The 22,233-nt window shown below is 61.2% G+C and carries 23 protein-coding genes and 1 other RNA gene; 8 read left to right on the top strand and 16 right to left on the bottom strand.

The genetic code is table 11. The features are described 5' to 3' along the window. Window positions 1-30: 30 nt before the first annotated feature. Window positions 31-128: signal recognition particle sRNA small type (gene ffs / locus LQK83_RS13655), an RNA gene on the bottom strand. Window positions 129-263: 135 nt separating this feature from the next. Between ffs and LQK83_RS13650 the strand changes: the two genes are divergently transcribed. Next, window positions 264-674, top strand: coding sequence for an HIT family protein (locus LQK83_RS13650; RefSeq protein ID WP_442966761.1), 411 nt, complete (start codon window positions 264-266; stop codon window positions 672-674). Beyond that, window positions 671-1,633, top strand: coding sequence for an NAD(+) diphosphatase (gene nudC, locus LQK83_RS13645; protein WP_230837959.1), 963 nt, complete (start codon window positions 671-673; stop codon window positions 1,631-1,633). Before LQK83_RS13650 ends, nudC begins: the two co-directional genes overlap by 4 nt. A 52-nt stretch (window positions 1,634-1,685) precedes the next feature. Here the strand turns inward: nudC and galE are convergent, their stop codons facing one another. Beyond that, window positions 1,686-2,678 (bottom strand): UDP-glucose 4-epimerase GalE, encoded by a 993-nt coding sequence (gene galE, locus LQK83_RS13640; protein WP_230837958.1) that lies wholly within the window; start codon window positions 2,676-2,678, stop codon window positions 1,686-1,688. 279 nt (window positions 2,679-2,957) lie between these two features. Between galE and LQK83_RS13635 the strand changes: the two genes are divergently transcribed. Both LQK83_RS13635 and LQK83_RS13630 read left to right on the top strand, forming a co-directional pair. Continuing rightward, the gene (locus LQK83_RS13635) at window positions 2,958-3,290 is read left to right on the top strand and encodes a beta-lactamase hydrolase domain-containing protein (RefSeq protein WP_230837957.1); all 333 of its coding nucleotides are present in this window, start codon (window positions 2,958-2,960) and stop codon (window positions 3,288-3,290) included. Between the two features lie 159 nt (window positions 3,291-3,449). Continuing rightward, a complete protein-coding gene (locus LQK83_RS13630) occupies window positions 3,450-4,547 on the top strand; it encodes a hypothetical protein (RefSeq protein ID WP_230837956.1) in 1,098 nt (365 codons plus the stop codon). Here LQK83_RS13630 and LQK83_RS13625 read toward each other — a convergent pair. From LQK83_RS13625 to LQK83_RS13590, 8 genes are all read right to left on the bottom strand, one after another. After that, window positions 4,544-5,782 carry a glycosyltransferase gene (locus LQK83_RS13625; RefSeq protein WP_230837955.1) on the bottom strand — a complete coding sequence of 413 codons (1,239 nt, stop codon included), beginning with the start codon at window positions 5,780-5,782 and terminating at the stop codon, window positions 4,544-4,546. The two genes, LQK83_RS13630 and LQK83_RS13625, sit on opposite strands and share 4 nt — an antisense overlap. Next, window positions 5,779-6,621 carry an NAD-dependent epimerase/dehydratase family protein gene (locus LQK83_RS13620; protein WP_230837954.1) on the bottom strand — a complete coding sequence of 281 codons (843 nt, stop codon included), beginning with the start codon at window positions 6,619-6,621 and terminating at the stop codon, window positions 5,779-5,781. The genes LQK83_RS13625 and LQK83_RS13620 overlap by 4 nt, the downstream gene beginning before the upstream one ends. Further along, entirely contained in the window at window positions 6,618-8,291 is a 1,674-nt protein-coding gene (locus LQK83_RS13615; RefSeq protein ID WP_230837953.1) for a B12-binding domain-containing radical SAM protein, read from the bottom strand. The genes LQK83_RS13620 and LQK83_RS13615 overlap by 4 nt, the downstream gene beginning before the upstream one ends. A 123-nt stretch (window positions 8,292-8,414) precedes the next feature. Next, window positions 8,415-9,584 carry a glycosyltransferase gene (locus tag LQK83_RS13610; RefSeq protein WP_330166288.1) on the bottom strand — a complete coding sequence of 390 codons (1,170 nt, stop codon included), beginning with the start codon at window positions 9,582-9,584 and terminating at the stop codon, window positions 8,415-8,417. A 112-nt stretch (window positions 9,585-9,696) separates the two neighbouring features. Continuing rightward, complete coding sequence (locus tag LQK83_RS13605) at window positions 9,697-10,926, bottom strand: class I SAM-dependent methyltransferase (RefSeq protein ID WP_230837952.1); 1,230 nt, start codon at window positions 10,924-10,926, stop codon at window positions 9,697-9,699. Next, window positions 10,923-11,489 carry a dTDP-4-dehydrorhamnose 3,5-epimerase family protein gene (locus LQK83_RS13600; protein ID WP_230837951.1) on the bottom strand — a complete coding sequence of 189 codons (567 nt, stop codon included), beginning with the start codon at window positions 11,487-11,489 and terminating at the stop codon, window positions 10,923-10,925. Before LQK83_RS13600 ends, LQK83_RS13605 begins: the two co-directional genes overlap by 4 nt. Before the next feature lie 4 nt (window positions 11,490-11,493). Further along, entirely contained in the window at window positions 11,494-12,264 is a 771-nt protein-coding gene (gene rfbF / locus LQK83_RS13595; RefSeq protein ID WP_230837950.1) for a glucose-1-phosphate cytidylyltransferase, read from the bottom strand. A 122-nt stretch (window positions 12,265-12,386) separates the two neighbouring features. Then, window positions 12,387-13,361 (bottom strand): nucleoside recognition domain-containing protein, encoded by a 975-nt coding sequence (locus LQK83_RS13590; RefSeq protein WP_230837949.1) that lies wholly within the window; start codon window positions 13,359-13,361, stop codon window positions 12,387-12,389. A 118-nt stretch (window positions 13,362-13,479) separates the two neighbouring features. Between LQK83_RS13590 and LQK83_RS13585 the strand changes: the two genes are divergently transcribed. From LQK83_RS13585 to LQK83_RS13570, 4 genes are read left to right on the top strand one after another with little or no spacing between them, the layout of a single operon-like run. Further along, on the top strand, window positions 13,480-13,932 hold the full coding sequence (locus LQK83_RS13585) for an Lrp/AsnC family transcriptional regulator (protein ID WP_230838234.1): 453 nt from the start codon (window positions 13,480-13,482) through the stop codon (window positions 13,930-13,932). A 45-nt stretch (window positions 13,933-13,977) separates the two neighbouring features. Beyond that, the gene (locus tag LQK83_RS13580; RefSeq protein WP_230837948.1) at window positions 13,978-14,292 is read left to right on the top strand and encodes an ArsR/SmtB family transcription factor; all 315 of its coding nucleotides are present in this window, start codon (window positions 13,978-13,980) and stop codon (window positions 14,290-14,292) included. Beyond that, window positions 14,289-14,648, top strand: coding sequence for an SRPBCC family protein (locus LQK83_RS13575; protein ID WP_230837947.1), 360 nt, complete (start codon window positions 14,289-14,291; stop codon window positions 14,646-14,648). The genes LQK83_RS13580 and LQK83_RS13575 overlap by 4 nt, the downstream gene beginning before the upstream one ends. Window positions 14,649-14,690: 42 nt before the next feature. After that, the gene (locus LQK83_RS13570) at window positions 14,691-15,248 is read left to right on the top strand and encodes an ATP-dependent Clp protease proteolytic subunit (RefSeq protein WP_230837946.1); all 558 of its coding nucleotides are present in this window, start codon (window positions 14,691-14,693) and stop codon (window positions 15,246-15,248) included. Between the two features lie 63 nt (window positions 15,249-15,311). On the opposite strand, the gene LQK83_RS13565 is transcribed toward LQK83_RS13570, so the two are convergent. From LQK83_RS13565 to LQK83_RS13540, 6 genes are all read right to left on the bottom strand, one after another. Beyond that, window positions 15,312-16,073: an ABC transporter ATP-binding protein gene (locus tag LQK83_RS13565; RefSeq protein ID WP_442966766.1), complete on the bottom strand. Its 762-nt coding sequence runs from the start codon at window positions 16,071-16,073 to the stop codon at window positions 15,312-15,314. Window positions 16,074-16,081: 8 nt separating this feature from the next. After that, window positions 16,082-16,855 (bottom strand): ABC transporter ATP-binding protein, encoded by a 774-nt coding sequence (locus tag LQK83_RS13560; protein ID WP_230837945.1) that lies wholly within the window; start codon window positions 16,853-16,855, stop codon window positions 16,082-16,084. A 5-nt stretch (window positions 16,856-16,860) separates the two neighbouring features. Next, on the bottom strand, window positions 16,861-18,012 hold the full coding sequence (locus tag LQK83_RS13555) for a branched-chain amino acid ABC transporter permease (protein ID WP_230837944.1): 1,152 nt from the start codon (window positions 18,010-18,012) through the stop codon (window positions 16,861-16,863). A 3-nt stretch (window positions 18,013-18,015) separates the two neighbouring features. Continuing rightward, window positions 18,016-19,041 carry a branched-chain amino acid ABC transporter permease gene (locus LQK83_RS13550; RefSeq protein WP_230837943.1) on the bottom strand — a complete coding sequence of 342 codons (1,026 nt, stop codon included), beginning with the start codon at window positions 19,039-19,041 and terminating at the stop codon, window positions 18,016-18,018. 181 nt (window positions 19,042-19,222) lie between these two features. Further along, entirely contained in the window at window positions 19,223-20,572 is a 1,350-nt protein-coding gene (locus LQK83_RS13545) for a substrate-binding protein (RefSeq protein ID WP_269065569.1), read from the bottom strand. A 155-nt stretch (window positions 20,573-20,727) separates the two neighbouring features. After that, the gene (locus LQK83_RS13540; protein WP_230837942.1) at window positions 20,728-21,894 is read right to left on the bottom strand and encodes a pyridoxal phosphate-dependent aminotransferase; all 1,167 of its coding nucleotides are present in this window, start codon (window positions 21,892-21,894) and stop codon (window positions 20,728-20,730) included. Window positions 21,895-22,233 lie beyond the last annotated feature (339 nt).

Here is a 22,233-nt window from a genome sequence, read left to right as displayed (position 1 = left end):
CCCGGCAACCGGGCTTCCGTAGAAAGAGAGGTGGGAGGCCAGCACGATGACCCGTGCCTGAACTCGTTAGGGCTGCTTCCTTCCGGACCTGACCCGGTTGGCGAGTGGTCCGTCCACCACCAGCCTCCCGACCTCCATATCGGCAATCTTCATTCGAAATGCAAGCAGAATGACGAAAAAACCCCCATGACCGTGCTTGATGGTCGCCGCAATTCACGCATACATTCAAGCCAAAAGATCAGTAGAGTGACGGGAGAGCAGGCTTGGAGCGATTCGAACCCGATATGCGGCTGACGCGCAATGCGACGCTGATTGCCAATCTCGGCCTTTGCCAGCTGCGACTTGTCGACGACAGCCGCTGGCCGTGGCTGACGCTGATCCCACAGCGGCCGGATATTTCGGAGATTTTCGAACTCACGCCGCTCGACCAGACGATGCTCACCTTCGAAACGAACCTGGTCGCCAGCGCGCTGAAGAGCGTAACGCGGTGCACCAAGATCAATGTCGCGGCCATCGGCAATATCGTGCGACAGCTTCATGTGCATGTCGTGGCGCGCAACGAGGGCGACGCCAACTGGCCGGGCCCGATCTGGGGCCACGGCGAGGCCGCTCCCTATGAAGACGAGGTGCGCAAGCGCCTGGCCGATAGCATCATGAAGGCACTCAGCACATGAAAAGTCCGATCTTCGATCTCGCTGCCCCGCATGCCGAGCCCTCGAGCCTTACAGCCTTTTCTGAGAACGCGCTGGTGCGCGATACCGAAAATCGCACCGACGACTGTCTGGAAAAGGCCTTCGCGACCGAAGGTGTGCATTGCTACGCCATTGCCGACGGGCGCATGATCCTGAAACATGATCGACAGGTGCTCGATCCGCTGTTCGCGCCTTATGAACTCGCCGCGCTCGATCCCGATCCGGACAATGCCGTGCTGCTCGGCCACCGCGAGACTGGCGAGCCGCGCATCGCCATGCCCGTGAGGATCGATCCGGAAAACCTCCCGGAGCTTTACAAGGCGGCGAGCGCGCGCGGCATCTATCGCGAGAATATTCTCGAAGGCGCGATGCTGGGCGAAGCCGCGCAGGCGTTCTCGCTCGTCCACTGGAACACAACGCATCGCTTCTGCGGCAAATGCGGCGGCGCGACCATCGCCAAGGCCGGCGGCTACAAGCGGGTGTGCGAGGCTTGCGGCAATATGCTGTTCCCGCGCACCGATCCCGTCGTCATCATGCTGGTGATAGATGAGGAGAACGACCGCTGCCTGCTCGGGCGCAATGTACAGTTCCCGGAGGGCATGTATTCCTGCCTCGCGGGCTTTGTAGAACCCGGCGAAACGATCGAGAATGCCGTGCGCCGCGAGACCTTAGAGGAGGCCGGCATCACGGTCGGGCAGATTCGCATCTATGCGTCGCAGCCCTGGCCGGTGCCGCATTCGCTGATGATCGGCTGTTTCGGTCGGGCGGAAAGCCGCGACATCATCTTCGATGAGAAGGAGCTGGCGGATTGCCGCTGGTTCACCCGTGAAGAGACGGAAGCGATGTTGCAGCGGACACTGGGCGAGCCGGGTTCGGCCCCGCCAAAGGGCGCGATCGCGCATCGGCTGATGCGGGACTGGCTGGACTGGCCGGAGGCGTAAGCCCGCTTCCTCTCTCCTTGCGGGAGAGGACTGCAAGGCGGCAGGCCTCAGCTCAATACGAATTCTTCCGCCGCAGATGCTCTTCCCAGGCGAGCGCGGAGGAGATGATTTCCTCGAGATTGTCATGCACCGGCTGCCAGCCGAGTTCGCGCTTGGCGACCGCCGGATTGGCGACGATCAGCACCGCATCGCCTGCCCTGCGCGGGCCGAAACCGATGTTAAAATCGCGGCCCACCACCTTCTTCATGGTGTCGAGCACCTCCAGAACCGAGAAGCCCCGCCCATAGCCGCAATTGGCGACAAGCGAACCACCGCCGTCACGCATGCGCTGCAGCGCCTTAAGGTGAGCATTCGCCAGATCCGTCACATGGATATAATCGCGCACACAGGTGCCGTCGGGCGTCGGATAGTCGGTGCCGAAGACGTCGATCTTCTCGCGCAGACCGGTCACGACCTGGCTTGCGACCTTGATAAGATGCGTAGCGCCGGGCGTCGACTGACCGGTGCGGCCCTTCGGATCGGCCCCGGCGACGTTGAAATAGCGCAAGGCGGTATAGATGAAATCATGCGCTGCAGCGGTGTCGCGCAGCATGATTTCGGTCATCAGCTTGGAACTGCCATAGGGTGATTCTGGCGAAAGCCGTGCGGTTTCCGAGACCGGGTCGGAGCCATCGGGCGTCCCGTACACGGCGGCGGTGGAGGAGAAGACGAAGTGCTTCACGCCGGTCTTGACTGCCCAGGCGATCAGGGCGCGCGATTTGACGGTGTTGTTCTCGTAATAGCCGAGCGGGTCGCTGACGGAGTCCGGCACCACGATGGAGCCGGCGAAATGAATGACGGCGTCGATGGAATTTTCGGCAGCGATGCGGTCGAGCAGCATCGTGTCGGCGATGTCACCTTCGTAGAATTTCGCCTCCGGCGCGATCGCCCAGCGGTGGCCGGTCGACAGGCGGTCGATCACGACGACATCTTCATTGGCGTCCACCAATGCCCAGACCATATGGCTGCCGATATAGCCTGCCCCGCCTGTAACCAGAACCGCCATGTTTTTCCCCGCGCTCGATTCGACTGGAAGGCACGATAACGGCTGCAAAACCCGGCGCAACAGCAATCTTGCCCGGCGCGAGCGGGCTCTGCGGCCGGCGCCTGCGGCCGACACTTGTTGCCGCACATGGATCTTGAAAAAGATATAATTTATTATATATATTTAAGGCAGCAACCTGTTCGAAAGTTCTGACCGATGCCCCCACAGCCGCCGCAAACCCGATCCGGCCTCTTGAGCCGAATCTTCGCCACGCTCCTCCAGAAAGGAAAAAGTCCGTCCATGCATCAGATCGACACCAATTACTTCGTCTCCGGGCAGATTTCGGCCGAGCAACTTGCCGCCCTGAAAGACGCCGGGTTCTCCGCGGTCTGCTGCATGCGGCCCGATGGGGAAGGCTTCGGCCAGACGCCGTTTGCCGAGATCGAGGCCGCTGCCAAGGCGCTTGGCATGAAGGCCTATTATCTTCCGGTCGCTGGCGGCAGCGTGCCGATGCAACATGCCTCGACCCTGAAAGCCCTGCTGCGCGCGGAAAAGGGCAAAATTCTCGGCTATTGCGCCTCCGGCAATCGATCCAGCATGCTTTACCAGCTTGCAAGGCAGGCGGCAGCCTAGAACGGTTCGGTCGTTAGTTTCGCTCAAGCTAACCGACTTAGACAGGGGATGCTTGGGCGCGCGCCGAAGCTTGGGACAGGACCGCACCCTACCCTGCCTGACGCGCGCCTGAGCGGTTCCGGGCCCCTATATCCATCGATGCCCGGCGCGGAGACGCCCATGCCTCGCCTGTCCGTTCTCATCCCCCCGTCAGATGCCGCCCCAAGCGGCCTTGCAACGCTTGTCGGCAATCTTCTTGTCGATGCGGCGCTCGATCTTGAAGTCGTCATCTTCGACGGCGGCGATGCGCCAGCCATTGAAGATGCCCGGCTGACACGCCTGCCAGCCATGCCCGAAGGAACACCGCAACAGGCCATGTGGTCTGCGCTGGTAACGGGTTCGCGCGGCGACTGGGTGTGCCTGGTCAAGGCCGAGGACATGCTGGAGGCGGAGCTGTCCATCATGGTCGACTTTGTGGAAACGGCCAATCCTGCCGCTGATGCGCTCGCCTGGCACACCTTGCAGATTGACGCAGCCGACCCGCCTGACCGGCGCTTTTCCATCGGCGTCCCCAGTCAGTATGGCATCATCAATATCGACAAGACAGCGATGTTGAAGGCTTTCTTCATGTGGGAGAACAGTCTCAACATTCCCCGCATGCCCTTCGGGCTTTATCACGGCGCGCTCAAACGTCAGCTAGCACTTACCATAACAGAAAGCCTCACAGCTTCTGGGCGCACCTCGCCGCTGCCCGCGACGGAATGGGCGGCGCGGACGGTGTTTCTGGCCAACGAGATTGCACTTTGCGAGCGGCCGATGTCGGTCATCGCCAAGCAGCGCTTTTCCTATGACCATGCCGGCATTCCGACGCCCGGCTTTCCCTTCCATGCCGGCATCGGTGAAACGGCCGGGATCGCCGAAGTCCAGAACGCGGTTTTCATGGAAATGGGCGCGCCCTGGGGTCCGGGAGCGGAAGAGGCTTTCGTCCGCGCCGCAATGATCGACTGCCTGCTGGAAACGGATGAAGAGCTTTTCGCCGCGAAATGCGAGGCCTACGACGCGGCGTTCCGGGTCTGGGAAGGCGGCCGGCATGCGCGGCTTTTCCAGCCCTATTATGCCGGTCCGCAGCAACCCGACATCCGCCGCGGGCTGCATGGCAACATGCTGATGGTCGATCGGTTCATCGGCAAGGCGCGAACCGCGCAGGACTTCTACCGCGTGATGCGCTCTTTCCTTGCGCCGGTGCGCCTCATCTGCGGCGCGGGCTCGGTGATTTAAAGCTCGCGTTCGGCGGCGAAGCGTTCAAGCGCGGCATCCTCAGAAAAACAGGCGCGGAAATGCGCGAGGCTTCCCTTGGTAGGCCCTCCTGACGAACGGCTGCCTTCGGGGCTCCTGTCGCTTGCGGACGAAAGGTCGTGCGGGAAACTGCCGAGATACCAATCCAACGGACCCGCACCGAGGGCCGCTGCAAAATCGGGCCTGCGCTTCGGACGCGTCATCAGGTCGTTATAGATCGCCGAGAACGCGTCGCGCGAGACTTCGGGACGAAAACGCCGGGCAGAATCGACGGCTGCAGCATCGCCCAACCGCTCACGTAAAGCAGGCGTACGGAGAAGGCCGGCAAGGGCTGCGGCGGCCTCCTCACGCGTTTTCGCCACCAGTCCGGTCCTGCCGTCGCTGACAATGGCGCATTCGGCGGGATTGTCGAGCACCAGCGGCGCAAGGCCCGCCGACATGGCCTCGACCAGCGCGTTTTCCGCCGTGCCAAAATGCGAACGATCGAGCGGATAGAAGAAGAGGTCGAGCCCGGCAAGGGCTGCGGCGGGATCATCCGTCTGGCCCATCATGACCACGCGTTCAGGATGGCGCATGGCGGCGCGGGCACGGATGGGCCCGCCGTCCCGATCGAAGGCGCCATAGACGGCGACATCGAAATCGATGCCTTCGACCGCGTCGATGATTGCAAAGAAATCTGGGCTCATCTTGACGAAATCGACCGTGCCGAGATAGCCGGCGCGGGGCCTGGGGCCGGGCGGTCGTCGCTTCGGAGGGTTATCCAGCCCGAAGCCGCTGCCGACGACGCGGCGATCGCCGGAAGCCGGCCGCGAGAGCGAACAGGCGGAGGTGTAGACGAAGATCTCGGCGGCCTCTGTTAGCCCCTCAGCGATGAGCGGTGGCGCGAGTCCTGAAATATGCGACCACAGGAGATAGCGGCACGCCGGAAGCGGCAGACGTACCAGCGCCTCGTAAATGCGTGGATGGTTCCAGAACTCGACCTGAACGATGTCCGCCCCGGCCAGCAGGGCGAGCAGTCGACCGCGGTCCGGCGCTTCCACGATTTGCGCGCCTGCGGCGGCAATGGCCTCGGCATAACGTCGGTCGCGGGCGGGCTCGAGCAGGATATAGCAATGGTCGGCAGCGCTTGGATCAACAGTACGGATGGCGGCATGCGCCTTGCCGACGCCGCCGCCGAGATGGGCGGCCAGATGCACGATCTTGCGCGGCTGCGTCATTGTGGTGCCTGCCAGTTGCAAACGCCTACGACAGCGGCAGGGTCGGAGGCAGGAACGGGATTGCTGGAGAAGATCAGGAGATCGCGCCGGCCATAGGTGTCGGCGATCCGTTCGGCAAAGAGCCTGATGGTGGTGGGGCGGCCGGAGCAGATATTGACCACGCCCTCCTGCCGCGTGTCGGTGATCGCGGCGATCATGCGGCCGGCATCCGCGACATCCAGATAGTCCCGCAATTGCGTGCCGGCGGAAAGATGGGCGTGCTCGCCTCGCGCGATACAGTCGTGGATATAGGGCGCCAGCCGGCCCGCCTGTTCGGCTTCGCCGTGGAGATAAAACAGGCGGCACCAGGTGAAGCGCTGGCCGGCCAGCGCGGCATGTCGTTGCAGCGCAAAGCAGGTGGCGAGCTTGGCTGCGGAATAGAGGGTGGAGGGGCCAAGCGGCGCGTCGTGCTGAATGCGCGTCGATGGCAGGCGGTATTCCATGCAGGTGCCGAGACCGATCACATGTCTAACGCCTGCCTGTGCCGCCGCGCGCGCCATGACGATGCTGCCCGCCGTACAGATGAAGTTGAAGCGCGAGCGCTGATAGGTTTTGGGATCGACATACCAAGCAGCGTGGATCAGCGTATCCTGACCCTCGAGCGCCCTTTTCCACCAGTCCTCGCGCTCGGCGAACAGATCCCGCGTCAACATTACATTGACATCGCCGGCCGAAAGCCCGGCCCGCAACATGCTGCCGGGACGAACAGCGACCGTTACCTCATGGCCGGCGGTCACAAGATGCCTGAGGATCTGACGACCCACAAAGCCGCTTGCGCCGGTGAGGAAAACCTTGGTCATGCGATGGCGTTGATGCCTTCCATTACCGGACGTGCGAGGGTCCGGGAGATGTCGAGACCATAGCGTTCGGCATGGTCCGCCCATTCGGGATCGGCTTCGATCAGCTCGCGGAAGCGGCGATAATGGGCGGCGGCCAGTCGCTGGTGCTCAAGCCCCATGCCGGTATAGGCATCTGCGAGGAAATAATGCGCGAAGGGCTGACCTTCGTGGCGGTTGATGACCTCCTTGAAGGTCGTCGCCGCCAGTTCGTAATTGCCTTCCCGCATGTTACGGTTCTTCACAAAGTTTGCCTCGAGATTGAGGTCAAAGAGAAACCGCTTGAGCGCCGCCTTGTCAATCCCCGGCGCATTGATGACATAGTCTGTCATGTCGATCGCGCCGATGCGCTGATGTTCCGGCGCCAGCCAGCCCTCGCGCTTGCACTGCTCGAAAAGCGCGCTGCCGCGCAGCGGCGTGGCATAGTTGAAGAAGGCCCAGTCGAAGCCGGTGTCGAGAATGAACTGGCGCGTTTCCTCGCGCTCCGCATCGGTTTCGCCGGGCAGGCCGATGACGAAGAAGGCGCAGGTGAAGATGCCGTTGGCCTGCAGCAGTTCGACCGTGGGCTTGATCCGCGAGAAGGCAATCGGCTTGAAGATGATTTCCTTCAGCACACGTTTTGAGCCGGATTCAATGGCGAGAAAGATCGTATCCACGCCGGCGCGGCGCATGAGATAGGCCATTTCCTCGTCAATATAGGACATGGTCACGCCATTGGGCATTTCCACGCGGATATTGAACTGGGCGAGCTTGCGAAACAGGTCCTTGGCGCGGTCGCGGTTCAGAAGGAGCTGATCGTCGTAGATGGTCAGAACGTTCAGGCCGTAATTGTCGACCAGCTTGCGCACATGGTCGATGATGAGATCGACCGAGGCATAGCGCATGGACGCCCCGTGGAAGGACGGTTCCGCGCAGAAATTGCACTTGAAGGGACAGCCGCGCGAGGTGACCAGGAAGAACTGCTTGGAACTCGAGGAATATTTGACGAAGGGCGAGAAGGCTTCGCGCATGGAATAGGCGGGCACATCGACCAATTCGTAATCGACATCGATCACACGATCGAGATCTTCGGTGACCGCATGCGGGCGCGGCCTGGCCAGCCCCTCCGGCGCGTTGCGGATCCACGGATCGCTCTCGAAAGCGCTCAACATGTCCGGCGTGTCGAGGAGTTTCAGGAGACCCGCCTCACCTTCGGAGAAACAGAACGCATCGAGGCTGACACCCTCCTCGATCATGTCCTTATAACCTGTTGTGACCGCAGGACCGCCGACGACCTGAACAAGCAGGGGAAACTCCGCACGCACCATTTCCGAAAGCCGCTTCAGCCAGCCGAAGGAAATGTCGTAGGACATGGAGAAGCCCACCACATCGATGCTGCCCTGGCCCAGCGCCTGACGCAGCCGCTCCGCCTCGCTCAGCGGACTGGCAATGTTCAGGTCCAGAATTTCGGCATCGTGCAGACCATTGGACGCCTTGCGAATATGAGAGGCAATGGTCAGAACACCGTAAGGAAAGGCAAGGAAGGAACGGACGCTTTTGACCTTCGTGTCCGTATTTCTTTTGGCATCCACGATGTAAGGCAGCACCACCAGAAGCAGCTTGCGACCACGAGACCGTTTACATGTATCAGTCATGGGTTTCCGTCCGTCTCGCTCAGGTCAAGAAATGTATGATATTCTTATTATACAACTCAATATAGAATAAGATGGTTTTAATATGCGAGACTTGTCCGAGACTGGATGTAAATTAGATATCGCTTAGAAATTTATCGCTATCTCATCGGGCGGAGTCATCATCCCTGATGCCGCTTCATAGAGTTCGGCCGGCGTCAGGGCTCCAGCCAAGCGCTCGCCGATGTGGATGAGTAGCGGAGTAACGCCCCTGAACGGGGTTTTGCCGGCATCTGCCACTTCAAAAGTGGGAGAAAACGCCTTCAGGAAGCGCCCGCCTTTCCAGGCTCGAATGCAAGCTTCGTAGCGCTGCCGCATGATCTGGAAATCGCGCTCCGTCGAAGCGCTCGCGCAATCCAATGCGCAGGAGCGGACGAAATTCTCTTCCCAGCCATCCAGCTTGATGCCGTAGGTTTTTCTGAACCAGTTTTGACTGACGCCGACGGCTGCGGTGGTTCCGCAACCTTGCGGAAATGGAAAGTCCGGGTCGATCGTCTCACTCTCAACCGCGCGGCCGAGATCCGCCATGAATTCCGCATGCCGCAGATCGTGTTCTTCGACACGTCCCTCACTTGCCGAGTTGCTTCCAGGACAGGCACCCAGGATGGAAAAGGGACGTTCTGAAAAGATGAAGCGACGTGCCGTCAGGATGACCTTGAAGGCGCTATCCTGATCGACGACCGGATGCTCGAAATAGCGGTTTCCGAAAAGCGGCTTGTTCTTCTCCAAGAGTTCGCGACGTACCGCAGCGTGGTAAACTGAAAACATGAATGTTGGCACGCGCCCGGCATCCTGCCACCCAAAGGTCTTGCGTATCAGTTCGTCTCGCGCAATCTCTACAATCCGGCAGCCTGTCGGAACGGCCGTGTTCATTTCATGGGGTTTTGCGCCGGGCCAATGGAAGGTCAGCCGGTTCCAGGCAACGGCATCGCAATCCGGCACACGTGCCTCAATGCGCGCGATCAAGCCAGCGACTTCGGGATCAACGAAGTCATCATCGCCGATAATGGATACCCACCGTCCCGAGGTCGCCGCAACAGTGCGCTCCCAGTTGTCGACCATTGATAGCGTATGGGATGCGGACGGCAGATAACGCACCCTTCGGTCATTGCAAACCTCGCCCATGAACGCATTCATGATCGTCGGATCGTCGGAATTGTCCACGAAAACGAATTCCAGATCGTCGCGCGGCGAGGCGATCAGCGCACGGATCGTCTCCTGGAAGTAGATCTGGCGATTGCGTGAGGGAACGCAGATCGAAAGGCTTGGAACGCTGGTCAGACCGGAGACTCCCTGTCGACCTTCGCCAAGGTAGCGGTACGCTTCGTGCGCGGCGCGCGCGCCGGCTTCGGCACCACCGCTTCGTCCGTCAGTCGTGAACCGTCAGCGTGGGGACCGCCGTCACGAATTTCCCACCCCAGTCTCTGATAGAGGAAAGCTGACGCATGATCTCTCCCTTGAGATTCCATGGCAATATCACAACCCTTTCCGGACGCAGCGCCATCAGCGCCTCTTCGTCCACGATACGGATCCGGCTGCCGGGCATGAATTGTCCCTGTTTCGCCGGGTTCTTGTCGGCAACGGCGGCGATCAGGTCGGATTTCACGCCCGAGAAATTCAGGAGCGTGTTGCCTTTTGCCGCCGCGCCATAGGCCACCACGCGCAGCCCCTTGCGCCGCGCATCGATGAGGAAATCCATAAAGGCATCGCGCACCTGCAGCGCGCCCTGCTGCATCAGGGCGTAGGTTTCCGCACGGTCGAGCCCGGCCCCTCGTTCCTCTTCGAGCACGGCTGCCACATTAGCGCTCAAGGCATGCGCGGCGCTTGCGGCACGACAGGCAAAGATCCGCAGCGATCCGCCATGCCAGGGCGTCTTTTCGACATCGAACACCCGCAAGCCATTGGCTGCGAAGATCCGCGAGACGGCGAGAAGCGACAGGTACGAGAAGTGCTCATGGTAAGCCGTGTCGAACTGATTTTCGGCGATCATGTTCAGGATATGCGGGAATTCGAACGTCGCTACGCCGTCCGGCTTCAAAAGGCGGGTGAAGCCGCTGACGAAATCGTTGATGTCCGGCACATGGGCGAGAACATTGTTGGCCGCCATCAGATCGGCCTGCTTGCCTTGCCCCGCGAGTTTGTCCGCGAGGGCCATTCCAAAGAATTCCTCAACGACTTCTATGCCCCTGGCGCGGGCGGCGGTGGCCGTGCTTTTCGTCGGCTCGACGCCAAGGCAGCCGATGCCCCGGGCCTTCACATATTGCAGGAGATAGCCGTCATTGGCGGCGATCTCGACCACATGTGACTGCGGACCGAGGCCGAAGCGGCTGGCCATATCCGCGACGTAAAGCTCGGCATGGGTCAGCCAGCTTTGCGAGAAGGAGGAAAAGTAGGCGTAGTTTTCCGAAAAGAAGGTCTCGCGGCCGGCAAAATCCTCCGTCTGCACCAGAAGACAATCACGGCAGACACGGATGACAAGCGGATACCAGAGTTCCGGTTTCGCGAGTTCCGCAGCGGCCAGATAGGAATTCGAAGGCGGGGCTGTTCCAAGGTCGAGGAAGGGGGCGAAGTGCTCGCCCCCGCAATGCCGGCATTTCATGAGCCCAGTCCTTCAAAACCTGAGGCGACGCGTGGCAACGCCTCGTCGCGCGCCGAGCGGTTGACGACCGGCAGCGGCCAGTTGAGCCCCAGCACAGGGTCGAGCGCATCAAACCCGCCTTCATGCGTCGCCGCGTAAGGGGCCGTGTGGAGATAGATCATCCGCACATCATGCGTCAGCGCCTGAAATCCATGGGCACAGCCTTCCGGGATGAGAAGCGCGCGGCCGTTTTCGGCGGAAAGTTCCAAGGCGACAGACTGCAGATAGGTAGGCGACCCCTTACGCAAATCGACAGCGACATCAAGGATGCGGCCGGCAATGCAGGAGACCAGCTTCATTTCGGCGTGCGGAGGGCGCTGGAAATGCAGTCCGCGCACCGTGCCGGCGCACTTCGTGCCAGTCTCGTTGATCTGGGCGATGGGGCCGCGCCAGCCGGCATGCGCCAGTTCTTCCGGCTCGAACAGGCGCGAGAGGAAGCCACGCTCGTCGGCGAGACGCCGCCGGGTCACGGTGCAGACGCCGGCAATGAAGGTAGGCTCGATCAGGAAGCGATTGCCCGGCATCGACCTACCACTTTTTCCACGGCGGATTGCCGCTTTCCCAAAGGGCCTCAAGCTGGATCTTGTCGCGCAGCGTGTCCATCGGCTGCCAGAAGCCCTCGTGGAAATGGGCCTTGAGCTGGCCGTCCTCTGCGAGCCCCGCCAGCGGCTCGGCCTCCCAGGACGTGCTGTCGCCGGCGATGCGCGAAAGCACTTTCGTCGACAGCACGAAAAAGCCGCCATTGATGAAGCCGCCCTCGCCTTCCGGCTTTTCGACGAAGCCCTTGACGTCGTCACCCTCGAACTTCAGCGCGCCGAAGCGGGCGGGCGGGCGCACGGCCGTCACCGTCGCCTCGCGGCCATGCGATTTATGGAAGCGGATCGTCTCGGCGATATCGACATCGGCGACGCCGTCGCCATAGGTGAAGCAGAAATTCTCCTCGCCTTCGAGATAGGGGGCGACGCGCTTGAGGCGGCCGCCAGTCATCGAGCCCTCACCGGTATCGACCAGCGTCACGCGCCAGTTTTCCGCACTCTGGCGATGGAAGACAAGGCGGTTCTCCGACAGGTCGAAGGTGATGTCGGACATGTGCAGGCCGTAATTGGCGAAATATTCCTTGATCACATAGCCCTTGAAGCCGCAGCAGATGATGAAGTCGCGGATGCCGTGGCTGTAATAGATCTTCATGATGTGCCAGAGGATCGGCTTGCCGCCGATCTCGATCATCGGCTTCGGCTTCAGATGCGTCTCCTCGGCAATGCGCGAGCCGAGGCCGCCTGCCAAAATCACCGCTTTCATCCGATCCCCCGAGCCAAGGAAATGCACATCCGGTCTGCCTGAGCAGCCTGATTCGCAATCTTGCGCGCAACGGGGCGAAGCGAAACCGCTAAAGCTCGGTTTTGCACCGGTAATGCGTTTGCTTATTCGGCAGGGGCCGCCACTGGCGCCCGATAGAAGCGCGCGAAGAAACGGTCGTCCGACATACGGCTCAGAAGGGCGGCGACGCTTGCCGTTGCGGCAATGGCAAAGACGACACGGCCGGCAAGCACGCCCCAGGCATCCGCCCCGACGGACATGACGATCAGCGTGTCCTCAATCACGCTATGGGCAAAGCCCATGAAGACGCAGGCGAGGAAGACCTGACGGCCCGATACGAGACCGGATTGCGCCTCGCGGATCAAAAGCCCGCCGCCATAGGAAATGCCGAGGAAGAGACCAACCGCCGTCAGATGCCCGGCCTCACCCTTGATGCCGGCAAGGCGCAAGAGCGGCGAAAGCAGCTTCATCATGAGACCGAGAATGCCGCTGACTTTCAGAAAATCGAGACCGATCGTCAGGGCGAAAAGGATAGCCAGCATCCACAGCATGGTCTCGCCGAGGCTCCAGAGATAGCTCGCCCAATCGGGCGTCGCGGCAATCGGGATCCAGGCAGGGTTGACGGGGGCGGACATCCAGCCGGTGGCCGCCAGGACGTGATGCAGAATTAACGCATAGAGCAGGCCGCCACCGATGCGCAGCAGCGTGGTCACCGGAAGCCACGGACCGGCCTTCTCGATGATTTTCTGTTCAATCGGCAGGCCATGGGCAAAGAGGATGAGCGCGGAGAAGATCGTGACATCCGCAACGCTGAGCGACGAGACCGGAACCAGCGTGAAGATCAGCGGCACCGCACCCCAGATGCCGACGAGCATGGCGGTGAGCCAGGCGAGTCCGAGTTCCGGCGGCAGCCCGACCAGATGCATCACCGGCGCGAAGACGGGTGCAACGGCCTTGATGACGCCGAGACGCGAGAGGATTTCCGTGATGATCGCAATGGGCACCGTGATCTTCACGAGCACCCAATAAATCTCCAGTGTTTCCTTCACCTTCCGGGTGATGACGTCCATGACCTGCATTGCCGCGCTCCGTTTGTGACGCAGCCCAACTAGCAGGAAGCCTTTCGCATTTGTGGTCAAAGATTGCGGCTTTGTGCAATTTTATTGCAAATCGGTGCTGTCGCTCTATCATTCAGGGATGGACCGGATCGACCGCAAACTCCTGACCCTCATGCAGCGCGACGCCTCGCGCACCAATGTCGAAATGGCCGACAAGGTCGGCCTGTCGCCCTCCAGCTGCCTGCGCCGCGTCCAGCGCCTGCGCGCTTCCGGCATCATCGAACGCGTCGTTGCCATCCTCAATCCGGCCAAGGCCGGGCGCGGGATCAAGGCGATCGTGACGGTGGAACTGAAACTGCATGGCGAAGAACACATGCGCCGTTTTCTCGACCTCGCCAGCGGAGAGGACGCGGTCTCACAAGCCTATGCTGTCACCGGCGAAAGCGATGTCGTGCTGATGCTGCGGCTGAAGGACATGGAAGAATTTTCCGATCTCTGCGACCGGCTCTTCCGCGACCAGACCAATGTGGCGCGGTTCTTCACGATGATGGTGATCAGGACGGCGAAGGAGGAGACGGCGGTGAGGGTGTGAAGATTCCCCTTGCGAATCGAATAAGTGTACGCTTATGTGTTAAGCATGAACGAGAGCGAAATCTTCAAGGCGCTGGCAGATCCGACGCGGCGCTCCATTTTCGAAAAGCTGGCGACGGGCGGCATGAATGCGAGCCGTCTGCGTGAAGGCATGACGATCAGCCAGCCCGCCATGTCGCAGCATCTGGCCGTGTTGAAGACAGCGCGGCTGATCCGCGAGGAGCGGCAAGGCCGCTTCGTGCATTACGAGGTGGACCCGCACGGGCTGGCGCTGATCACCCAGTGGCTGACGAAATACAAGGCTTATTGGCCGCAGCGCGTGGATGCGTTGCAGGCTCTGCTGAAGGACATGGACCCATGAAAGTTGGAAAGCGCCCGCCTGTGGAAAGCCGCATCGAGCTGAGCTTCGATCTCGATGAGGCGCCGGAAAAGGTCTGGCGGGCAGTCAGCCTACCGGAATTCAGGGCGCGATGGCTTCCCGCCGAGGCGCTCGCCTCGCCGGAGGCTTTTCGGGAAGTTCCGCAACGGGCGATCAGCTATCTGATGCGGGACGATCAACCGCCCTTTCTGGAAAGCACGGTGACATTTTCGATTGTGCCGAGACCCACGGGCGGCACCTGCCTTCAGATCGTTCAGGAACTGACGCAGGAAAGCCTCGCACGCCTCAAGCGCGCGGCCGCCAACAATGATGGACCGCTCATGATGTTTGCCGCCTAACCAAATCCCTTGTTTCAAATCTGTTCTGATTGGAGGTTGCCGATGCGCGACACGATGCAGCTCGTCCCTATGGTTGTCGAACAGTCGAGCAGGGGCGAACGCTCCTTCGACATCTATTCCCGTCTGCTCAGGGAGCGGATCATTTTCCTCAATGGCGAGGTCAATGACACAGTGGCGGCACTCGTCTGCGCGCAGCTCCTGTTTCTCGAGGCGGAAAACCCGAACAGGCCGATCCATCTTTATATCAATTCACCGGGCGGCGTGGTGACAAGCGGATTGGCGATGTATGACACGATGCAATATATCCGCGCGCCGGTGCATACGCTGTGCATGGGCACGGCGCGTTCCATGGGCTCATTCCTGCTGATGGCGGGACAGGCAGGGCAACGGGCGGCGCTGCCGAATGCCAGCATTCTCATCCACCAGCCGCTGGGCGGTTTTCAGGGTCAGGCCTCGGACATGCTGATCCATGCCGAAGAGATCAAGCGGACCAAACAGCATCTGACCGGGCTTTATGCCGAGCATTGCGGCCGCAGTTACGACGAATTCGAAACCGCCATGGACCGCGACCGCTTTATGACGGCGCAGGAGGCGCTGTAATGGGGGTTGATCGACCGTATCCTGCGTGTTCGGGAGCCGGAGATTGCTGCGGCGTGAGCTGCCTCAAATCGCCAGATAGTCGTGCCTGAGCTGCTCGTTCTCCAGCACTTCCGTGGCCGTGCCGCTGAACACGACTTCGCCGGTATCCATGATCACGGCGCGGTCGGAGAGTCGGAGTGCGGCCACGGCGTTCTGTTCGACGATGATCGTGGTGATGCCGAGGTCGCGGATTTGCTGGACGATCCTTTCGATCTCCTGGACGATGACCGGGGCGAGGCCTTCATAGGGTTCGTCGAGGAAGAGGATCTTGAGGTCGCGGGCGAGAGCGCGGGCGACGGCAAGCATTTGCTGTTCGCCGCCCGACATGGTGACGGCTTCCTGGCTGCGGCGTTCGGCGAGGCGCGGGAAGTGGTCGTAGATCTTCTCGATCGTCCAGCCCTTCTGGCCGGAGACCTGCGCGAGCACCAGATTTTCCTCGACCGTCAGGCCGCCGATGATGCGGCGGTCTTCGGGCACGAGCTGGATGCCGGCCTGGGCGGCCTGGAAGGCCTTCATCTTGTGGACGGGCTGGCCGTCGAGCCAGATTTCGCCGCTCTTGAGCACCGGGTTCGATGCGCGCGCCAAGGTGCGCAGCGTCGAGGTCTTGCCCGCCCCGTTGCGGCCGAGAAGGGAGAGGACCTCCCCTTTGTTCACGTCAAAGGAAACGCCCTGGACGATATAGGATTCGCCATACCAGGCATGAATGTCGCGGACGCTGAAAAACGCCTTTTCGCTCGGGTTCACCACGGTATCGATCTCTCCCCTGAATTCCATTTTCGTGGCCATGACGTTCATCAATGAGCCTCCCCAAGATAGGCTTCCTTGACGCGCGGATTGCCCCGAACCTCCTCCGGAAGACCTTCTGCGATAACGGTTCCCTGCGCAAGCACGCTGATCTTGTCGGCCAGCGAGAAGACGACATGCATGTCATGCTCGATGATGACCTTGGTCATGCCGCGCGCCTTGATGCGCTTGAGCAGTTCGATGGTCATGTTGGTGTCGTGGCGGGCCATGCCGGCAGTCGGCTCGTCCAGCAGCAGAAGCTTCGGCTTCTGGATCAGGCACATGCCGAGTTCGAGCCGGCGCTTGTCGCCACGCGAGAGCGAGCCTGCGAGATGGGTGCGGCGCTCGTAGAGGCCGACATCGTGCAGGATTTCTTCCGCTTCCTCGCGCAGTTCCTTCTCCGACGAAACGGCCTTCATCGCATTGAAGGTGAAGGCGCCGTCGCGCTTGGCAAAGGCCGGGATCATGACGTTTTCGAGGAGGTTCAGGTCGGCGAAGATTTCCGGCGTCTGGAAGACGCGGGAAACGCCGAGCTGGTTGATCTCGTGCGGCTGGTGGCTGTCGAGCTTTTCGCCGTTGAAGACGACATGGCCGTTATCGGGCCGGATGCGGCCGATGCAGACATTGAGCAGGGTCGACTTGCCAGCGCCGTTGGGGCCGATGATGGCGTGGACCTTGCCTTCCTCGACCTGCAGGTTGACATTGGTCAGCGCGCGAAGCCCGCCGAAGCTCTTGTTGACGCCGGAAACGTCGAGAACGATGTTCGACTTGGTCGCAGATGTCATGAGCCTCACTCCGCCGGTTGCGTCTGGCCGCTGACGGCCGGTTTGTTGCCATTGCCGCCCTTTTTGAAGAGCGAGGTGAGGAGGCGCACGCCTTCCATGATGCCGCCGGGCAGGAAGATGACGATGGCCATGAAGACGAGGCCGAGCGTCAGGCTCCAGCCTTCGCCGACGAAGAGCGAAAGCAGCTTGACGATGGGTTCGCGCACCGTGTCGGGCAGGAAGCTGAAGACGCTGTTCAGCGCATTCTCGTTGAAGCCCGAGAAGATGTTCTCGAAATACTTGATGATGGCTGCACCGATGACCGGGCCGACCAGCGTGCCGACGCCGCCGAGGATGGACATGAGCACGACTTCGCCAGACGCCGTCCACTGCATGCGCTCAGGACCGGCGAGCGGGTCGACCGCCGCCATCAGCGAGCCGGCAAGGCCCGCATAGACGCCGGAGATGACGAAGGCCGCCATCAGGTAGGGCCGCGTGTTGAAGCCGGTGTAGCGCATGCGGTTCTGGTTGGACTTGATCGCCTTCAGCATCAGGCCGAAGGGCGAGCGGAAGATGCGCATGGAGATATAGAAGCCGATGATCAGCGCCACGGCCGTGAAATAGAAGCCGCCTAGGCCGCCGCCGCTGATTTCCAGGCCGAAGAGCGAGGAGCGCGGCAGGCCGGTGCCGGGCGTGATGAACATGGCATCGATGATGCGCGGGTCCTTCAGCGTCAGCTGCAGGCCTGTTTCGCCGTTCGTCAGCGGCGTCAGCACGGAGTACGCCATGTTGTAGCTCATCTGCGCGAAGGCGAGCGTCAGGATCGAGAAGTAGATGCCGGAGCGCCGGAGACTCACGAAGCCGATGACGAAGGCAAAGATGCCGGCGAAGATGATCGACAGGACGATGGCCGGAATGACGTTCATCGTGAAGAGCTTGAACGACCACACCGCCGCATAGGAGCCGACACCGAGAAAGGCGGCGTGGCCGAAGGACAGATAGCCGGTGAGACCGAAGAGAATATTGAAGCCGATGGCGAAGAGCCCGAAGATGCAGAACTTCTCGAGGATCGCCGGATAGGCGGCCCCGATGGGCTGGAAGAGAATGGGAGCCAGCAGCACCACGGCGGAAAAGCCGAGGAAGAGGATCCAGTCTTGTCTAGAAAGATTGCCGAACATTGATCAGTCCTCCATCACGCCCTTGCGACCCATCAGCCCGCGCGGCATCGTCAACAGGATGACGACGGCGACGAGATAGATGATGATCTGGTCGATGCCGGGGATAATGCTCTTGATTTCATTCATGGATGCGAAGGATTGCAGGATGCCGAGCAGGAAGCCTGCCGCCACCGCCCCACCCAGCGACCCCATGCCGCCGACCACCACGACGACGAAGGACAGAACCAGGAAGTCCATGCCCATGTGATAGTCCGGCGGCAGGACCGGCGTGTACATGACGCCGGCAAGGCCTGCGACGACGGCGGCGATGCCGAAGACGACCGTGAAGCGGCGCTCGATATCGATGCCGAGCAGGCCGACCGTTTCGCGGTCACGCATCCCGGCACGAACCACCATGCCGTAGGTGGTGAATTGCAGGAAGGCGAAGACGAGGCCGATGACGGCGAGCGAGAAGAAGAGATAGATCAGCCGCCACCACGGATAGGGGATCGCATCACCCATGCCGAGCAGCATGCCGACCTGCGCGGTGCCGGAGAATGCAGCCGGAGCGGCCTGCGGGATCGGGTTCGCGCCATAGAAATGCTTGATGATTTCCTGGATGACGATGGCCAAGCCGAAGGTCACGAGGATCTGGTCGGCATGCGGACGTTTGTAGAAATGGCGGATCAGGCCGCGTTCCATGACAATGCCGATGATCAGCATGACCGGGATGGCAGCGATGATGGAGACCGGCACGGAGTAGTTGACCAGCACCTTGCCGAACTCGCCGAGCCAGGCTTCCACCAGCGACGTCTTGATCTCGGCCGGCGTGCCCCAGGGGGTCAGCTGCGTCGGATCGACGGTCACCTTTTCCAGTGTCAGAAGCTTGTTGAACGTGACGGCGCAGAAGGCACCGAGCATGAAGAGCGCACCATGCGCAAAGTTCACCACGCCGAGCGTGCCGAAGACGAGCGTCAGACCCAAGGCAATGAGCGCATAGGCGCCGCCCTTGTCCAGCCCGTTCAGGATTTGCAGGATTATCGCATCCATCGCCGTCACCCTTGTTGCAAGTCGCACGGGCTCACGGCCGGACTTGATCCGGCTAAGAACGCGATGCGCATTGACTGAGACTAGTGTTGCCGCCGGGATGCATCCCCGCATCCGCCAGCGGCCTTTCATCGTTCATGAGCGGCGCGGACGCTCTCGCATCCGCGCCGGATGGCATGCGGGATCAGCCGCAGGTCTTGGCGTCGGCCGGACCGAGATCGCCGCCGAAGATGGCCGGATCGTAGGTCACGTCCTTGGCAGGGACGATCTTCTTGACTTCGAGAAGGTCGAACTTGTCCTTCGGCTTTTCCTTGCCCTGCACGACCAGCACGTCCTTGAAGCACTGGTGGTCGCTGCCGCGATAGAGCGTCTTGCCATTGCCGAGGCCGTCAAACTGGAAGTCTTCCAGGGCCTTGATGACGGCGGGCGCGAAGAAGGTGCCGGCGCGTTCACAGGCATCGGCATAAAGGATCGCCTGGGCATAGGCGGTCTGGGCGGCCTGCGAAGGCGGGGTGCCATATTCCTTGCCGAAGGATTTGACGAAGGCCTTGGTGCCGGCATTGTCCAGCTTCCAGTCCCAGTTCGCCGTACCGTAGATACCCTTGATGGCTTCGCCGGCGCCCTGCGCCATGAGTTCGGAGAAGAGCGGAACGACGATCTCGAAGTTCTTGCCGCCCACCTGCTTCTGGCGCATGCCGAACTGCACGGCCTGGGTCAGCGAGTTGACCATGTCCTTGCCGTAGTGGTTCAGGATCAGAACGTCAGCGCCCGAGCTGAGGACTGGCGTCAGATATTGCGAGAAGTCGCCGGCACCGAGCGGGGTGCGAACGGCGTTGACCGTTTTCCAGCCCTGCGCTTCGGTGGACTTCTTCATGGATTCTTCCTGGGTCCAGCCCCAGGTGTAGTCGGCGGTCAGGTGATAGGCCTTGCGGTCCTTGCCGTAAGCTTCTGCGAGAACCGGGCCGAGCGCCACGCCCGACATGTAGGCGTTGAAGAAGTGGCGGAAGCCGTAGCGCTTCTTGTCCTTGCCGGTCGTGTCGTTGGAATGCGTCAGGCAGGACATGAAGATCACGCCCATGTCCTGGCAGAGGCTCTGCACGGCCACGGCTTCAGCCGAGGACGAACCGCCTGTGATCATGATCGCCTTTTCTTTTTCGATCATGCGCTTGGCGCTGTCGCGGGCGGCGTCTGCCTTGGTCTGCGTGTCGCCGCTGACGAAGGTGACCTTCTTGCCGAGAATACCGTTGCCCTTCAGCGCCTTCGACGAGAAGGTGGAGAGCATGCCGCCATCGCCTTCGCCGTTCAGATGCTTGACGGCGAGCTGGTAGGCCTTGAGTTCGTCGGCACCTTCATCGGCATAAGGACCCGAAAGCGGCACGTTGAAGCCGAAGACAACGTTTGCGCCGGTCGGCATGTTGCAGGACTGGTCGGCTGCATAAGCGCCGCGGATGAAATGCATCGGCGTCGACAGTGCCAGGCCGCCAACCGCACCGGCCTTCAAGAGACCACGGCGGTTTATGATAAGTTTCGACATCGGAATCCTCCCAGACGATGTGTCCCAACGTCCCTCCTCCGGAACGTGGATCAAATGCTAGCAGGAGGCCGCATATCTGCAATTGTTCTTAAGTGATAAGACAAAAGTCTTAAAAGCGGCGCACACTTGATACAGTGCGCCGCAACAAAAAGACCTCAAAGACTTGCGATATATTTGGCAAGTCTGTCAGCCGCGACTTCCATCTGCGCCGGGTCGCGCAGGAAGCAGGCGCGGATGAAGGCGCTGCCGCCGGGGCCGAACGCGGTGCCCGGAGCAAGCCCGACAAGCGCCTTGTCGACGATGTCGAGCGCGGTCAGGCGGCTATCCTTGACGCCGTCGATCTTCAGGAAGGCATAGAAGGCACCGTCCGGTTTCAGCGTCTCGACGCGGTTGGTCGCAATCAGCGCATCGCAGAGAATATCGCGGCTTTTCGCGGCCTTGGCGAAGTTTTCCCGGATGACGTGATCGCCCTCCTCCAGCGCCACCGTCGCGCCGCGCTGCATGAATTGCGCCACGCCGGAGGTCGAATACTGGATGAGGTTTTCAACCACCTGCCCCAGTTCTTCCGGCACGACGACCCAGCCGACGCGCCAGCCGGTCATCGACCAGTTCTTGGAGAAGGAGTTGACGAAGATGATGCGGTCATCGGCCTGCATGACATCGAGGAAGGACGCCGCGCGGCCGCCGTTGTAATGGAAATGCGCGTAGATCTCGTCGGCCATGATCCAGAGGCCCTTGCGCCGGGCAATGTCGAGAATGGCACGCAGATCGTCAAGTGTCGCGGTCCAGCCGGTCGGGTTGGAGGGCGTGTTGATGAAGATGCCGCGGGTCTTCGGGCCGATGGCGCTTTCCAGCTTGTTGAGGTCGAGCTTCCAGGCGCCGCCGACGAATTCCAGCTGCAGCGGCTTGGCGATCGCGCCGGAAACCTCCAGCGCTGCGGAGATATTCGGCCAGGAGGGCGTGAGATAGATCATCTCGTCGCCGGGAGCGGCAATCATCTCGGCAGCAATCTTGATGGCATGCATGCCGGAGGCCGTGACGAAGAAGTTTTCGGAATTGAGCGACGTTCCGAAATGGCGGGCATAGTAACGGGCAAGCGCCTGGCGCAGGTCCGGGATGCCGCGCTGATAGGTGTAAAAGGTTTCGCCTGCGATGAGCGCATCGGCGGCTGCGCGGCTGATGAAATCCGGGGTTGGACTGTCGCCCTCCCCCGCCCAGAGCGGGATCAACCCCTCGCGCCCCATTCCATATTTGAACACCTCGACGATACCGCTTTCCGGCGCGCTGGTGGAACGGGGGCTTAAGGTTTCGATCAGGGGCATGGGGGTCTCCGGCTTTCTTCAGACGGAGATTAAAGGGGATTCGGATTGAAAGCCCAATGATAAATTATGCGGGACGATCAAAGGGGATGATGGGTCCGAGCCGCGACGGCCGCTCTCCCTCCCCCTTGTGGGGAGGGTTGGGGAGGGGCCGTTCTTACCGCTTGCTCAGCGTTCGCGGCACAGTCCCCCTCTGGCTGCCGCCATCTCCCCCCTTGTGGGACCGTTGCAAAATTCGGGTGATGTGATTCACTTGGTTTGCAGCGGTTTGGAGAGGATGCGATGTCGGTTCGAGGGTCTGGGCAGTTCAGTTTTGTGGATGCGCTGATGCCGCAGGGCGGT

This window comes from Rhizobium sp. C1 (genome assembly GCF_021026335.1).
GTDB lineage: Bacteria > Pseudomonadota > Alphaproteobacteria > Rhizobiales > Rhizobiaceae > Ensifer_A.
The sequence above is the reverse complement of the archived record's forward strand: the minus strand, read 5'-3'. Positions and strand labels throughout refer to the sequence as shown.

Coding starts and splice junctions, on each gene's coding strand:
- LQK83_RS13605 (WP_230837952.1), bottom strand. CDS start 10,926: ATGAAATGCCGGCATTGCGGGGGCGAGCACTTCGCCCCCTTCCTCGAC.
- LQK83_RS13615 (WP_230837953.1), bottom strand. CDS start 8,291: ATGACTGATACATGTAAACGGTCTCGTGGTCGCAAGCTGCTTCTGGTG.
- LQK83_RS13560 (WP_230837945.1), bottom strand. CDS start 16,855: ATGACATCTGCGACCAAGTCGAACATCGTTCTCGACGTTTCCGGCGTC.
- LQK83_RS13625 (WP_230837955.1), bottom strand. CDS start 5,782: ATGACGCAGCCGCGCAAGATCGTGCATCTGGCCGCCCATCTCGGCGGC.
- rfbF (WP_230837950.1), bottom strand. CDS start 12,264: ATGAAAGCGGTGATTTTGGCAGGCGGCCTCGGCTCGCGCATTGCCGAG.
- LQK83_RS13575 (WP_230837947.1), top strand. CDS start 14,289: ATGAAAGTTGGAAAGCGCCCGCCTGTGGAAAGCCGCATCGAGCTGAGC.
- LQK83_RS13600 (WP_230837951.1), bottom strand. CDS start 11,489: ATGCCGGGCAATCGCTTCCTGATCGAGCCTACCTTCATTGCCGGCGTC.
- LQK83_RS13565 (WP_442966766.1), bottom strand. CDS start 16,073: ATGGCCACGAAAATGGAATTCAGGGGAGAGATCGATACCGTGGTGAAC.
- LQK83_RS13550 (WP_230837943.1), bottom strand. CDS start 19,041: ATGGATGCGATAATCCTGCAAATCCTGAACGGGCTGGACAAGGGCGGC.
- LQK83_RS13590 (WP_230837949.1), bottom strand. CDS start 13,361: ATGCAGGTCATGGACGTCATCACCCGGAAGGTGAAGGAAACACTGGAG.
- nudC (WP_230837959.1), top strand. CDS start 671: ATGAAAAGTCCGATCTTCGATCTCGCTGCCCCGCATGCCGAGCCCTCG.
- LQK83_RS13620 (WP_230837954.1), bottom strand. CDS start 6,621: ATGACCAAGGTTTTCCTCACCGGCGCAAGCGGCTTTGTGGGTCGTCAG.
- LQK83_RS13540 (WP_230837942.1), bottom strand. CDS start 21,894: ATGCCCCTGATCGAAACCTTAAGCCCCCGTTCCACCAGCGCGCCGGAA.
- LQK83_RS13545 (WP_269065569.1), bottom strand. CDS start 20,572: ATGTCGAAACTTATCATAAACCGCCGTGGTCTCTTGAAGGCCGGTGCG.
- LQK83_RS13580 (WP_230837948.1), top strand. CDS start 13,978: ATGAACGAGAGCGAAATCTTCAAGGCGCTGGCAGATCCGACGCGGCGC.
- LQK83_RS13555 (WP_230837944.1), bottom strand. CDS start 18,012: ATGTTCGGCAATCTTTCTAGACAAGACTGGATCCTCTTCCTCGGCTTT.
- LQK83_RS13630 (WP_230837956.1), top strand. CDS start 3,450: ATGCCTCGCCTGTCCGTTCTCATCCCCCCGTCAGATGCCGCCCCAAGC.
- LQK83_RS13635 (WP_230837957.1), top strand. CDS start 2,958: ATGCATCAGATCGACACCAATTACTTCGTCTCCGGGCAGATTTCGGCC.
- LQK83_RS13570 (WP_230837946.1), top strand. CDS start 14,691: ATGCGCGACACGATGCAGCTCGTCCCTATGGTTGTCGAACAGTCGAGC.
- galE (WP_230837958.1), bottom strand. CDS start 2,678: ATGGCGGTTCTGGTTACAGGCGGGGCAGGCTATATCGGCAGCCATATG.
- LQK83_RS13585 (WP_230838234.1), top strand. CDS start 13,480: ATGGACCGGATCGACCGCAAACTCCTGACCCTCATGCAGCGCGACGCC.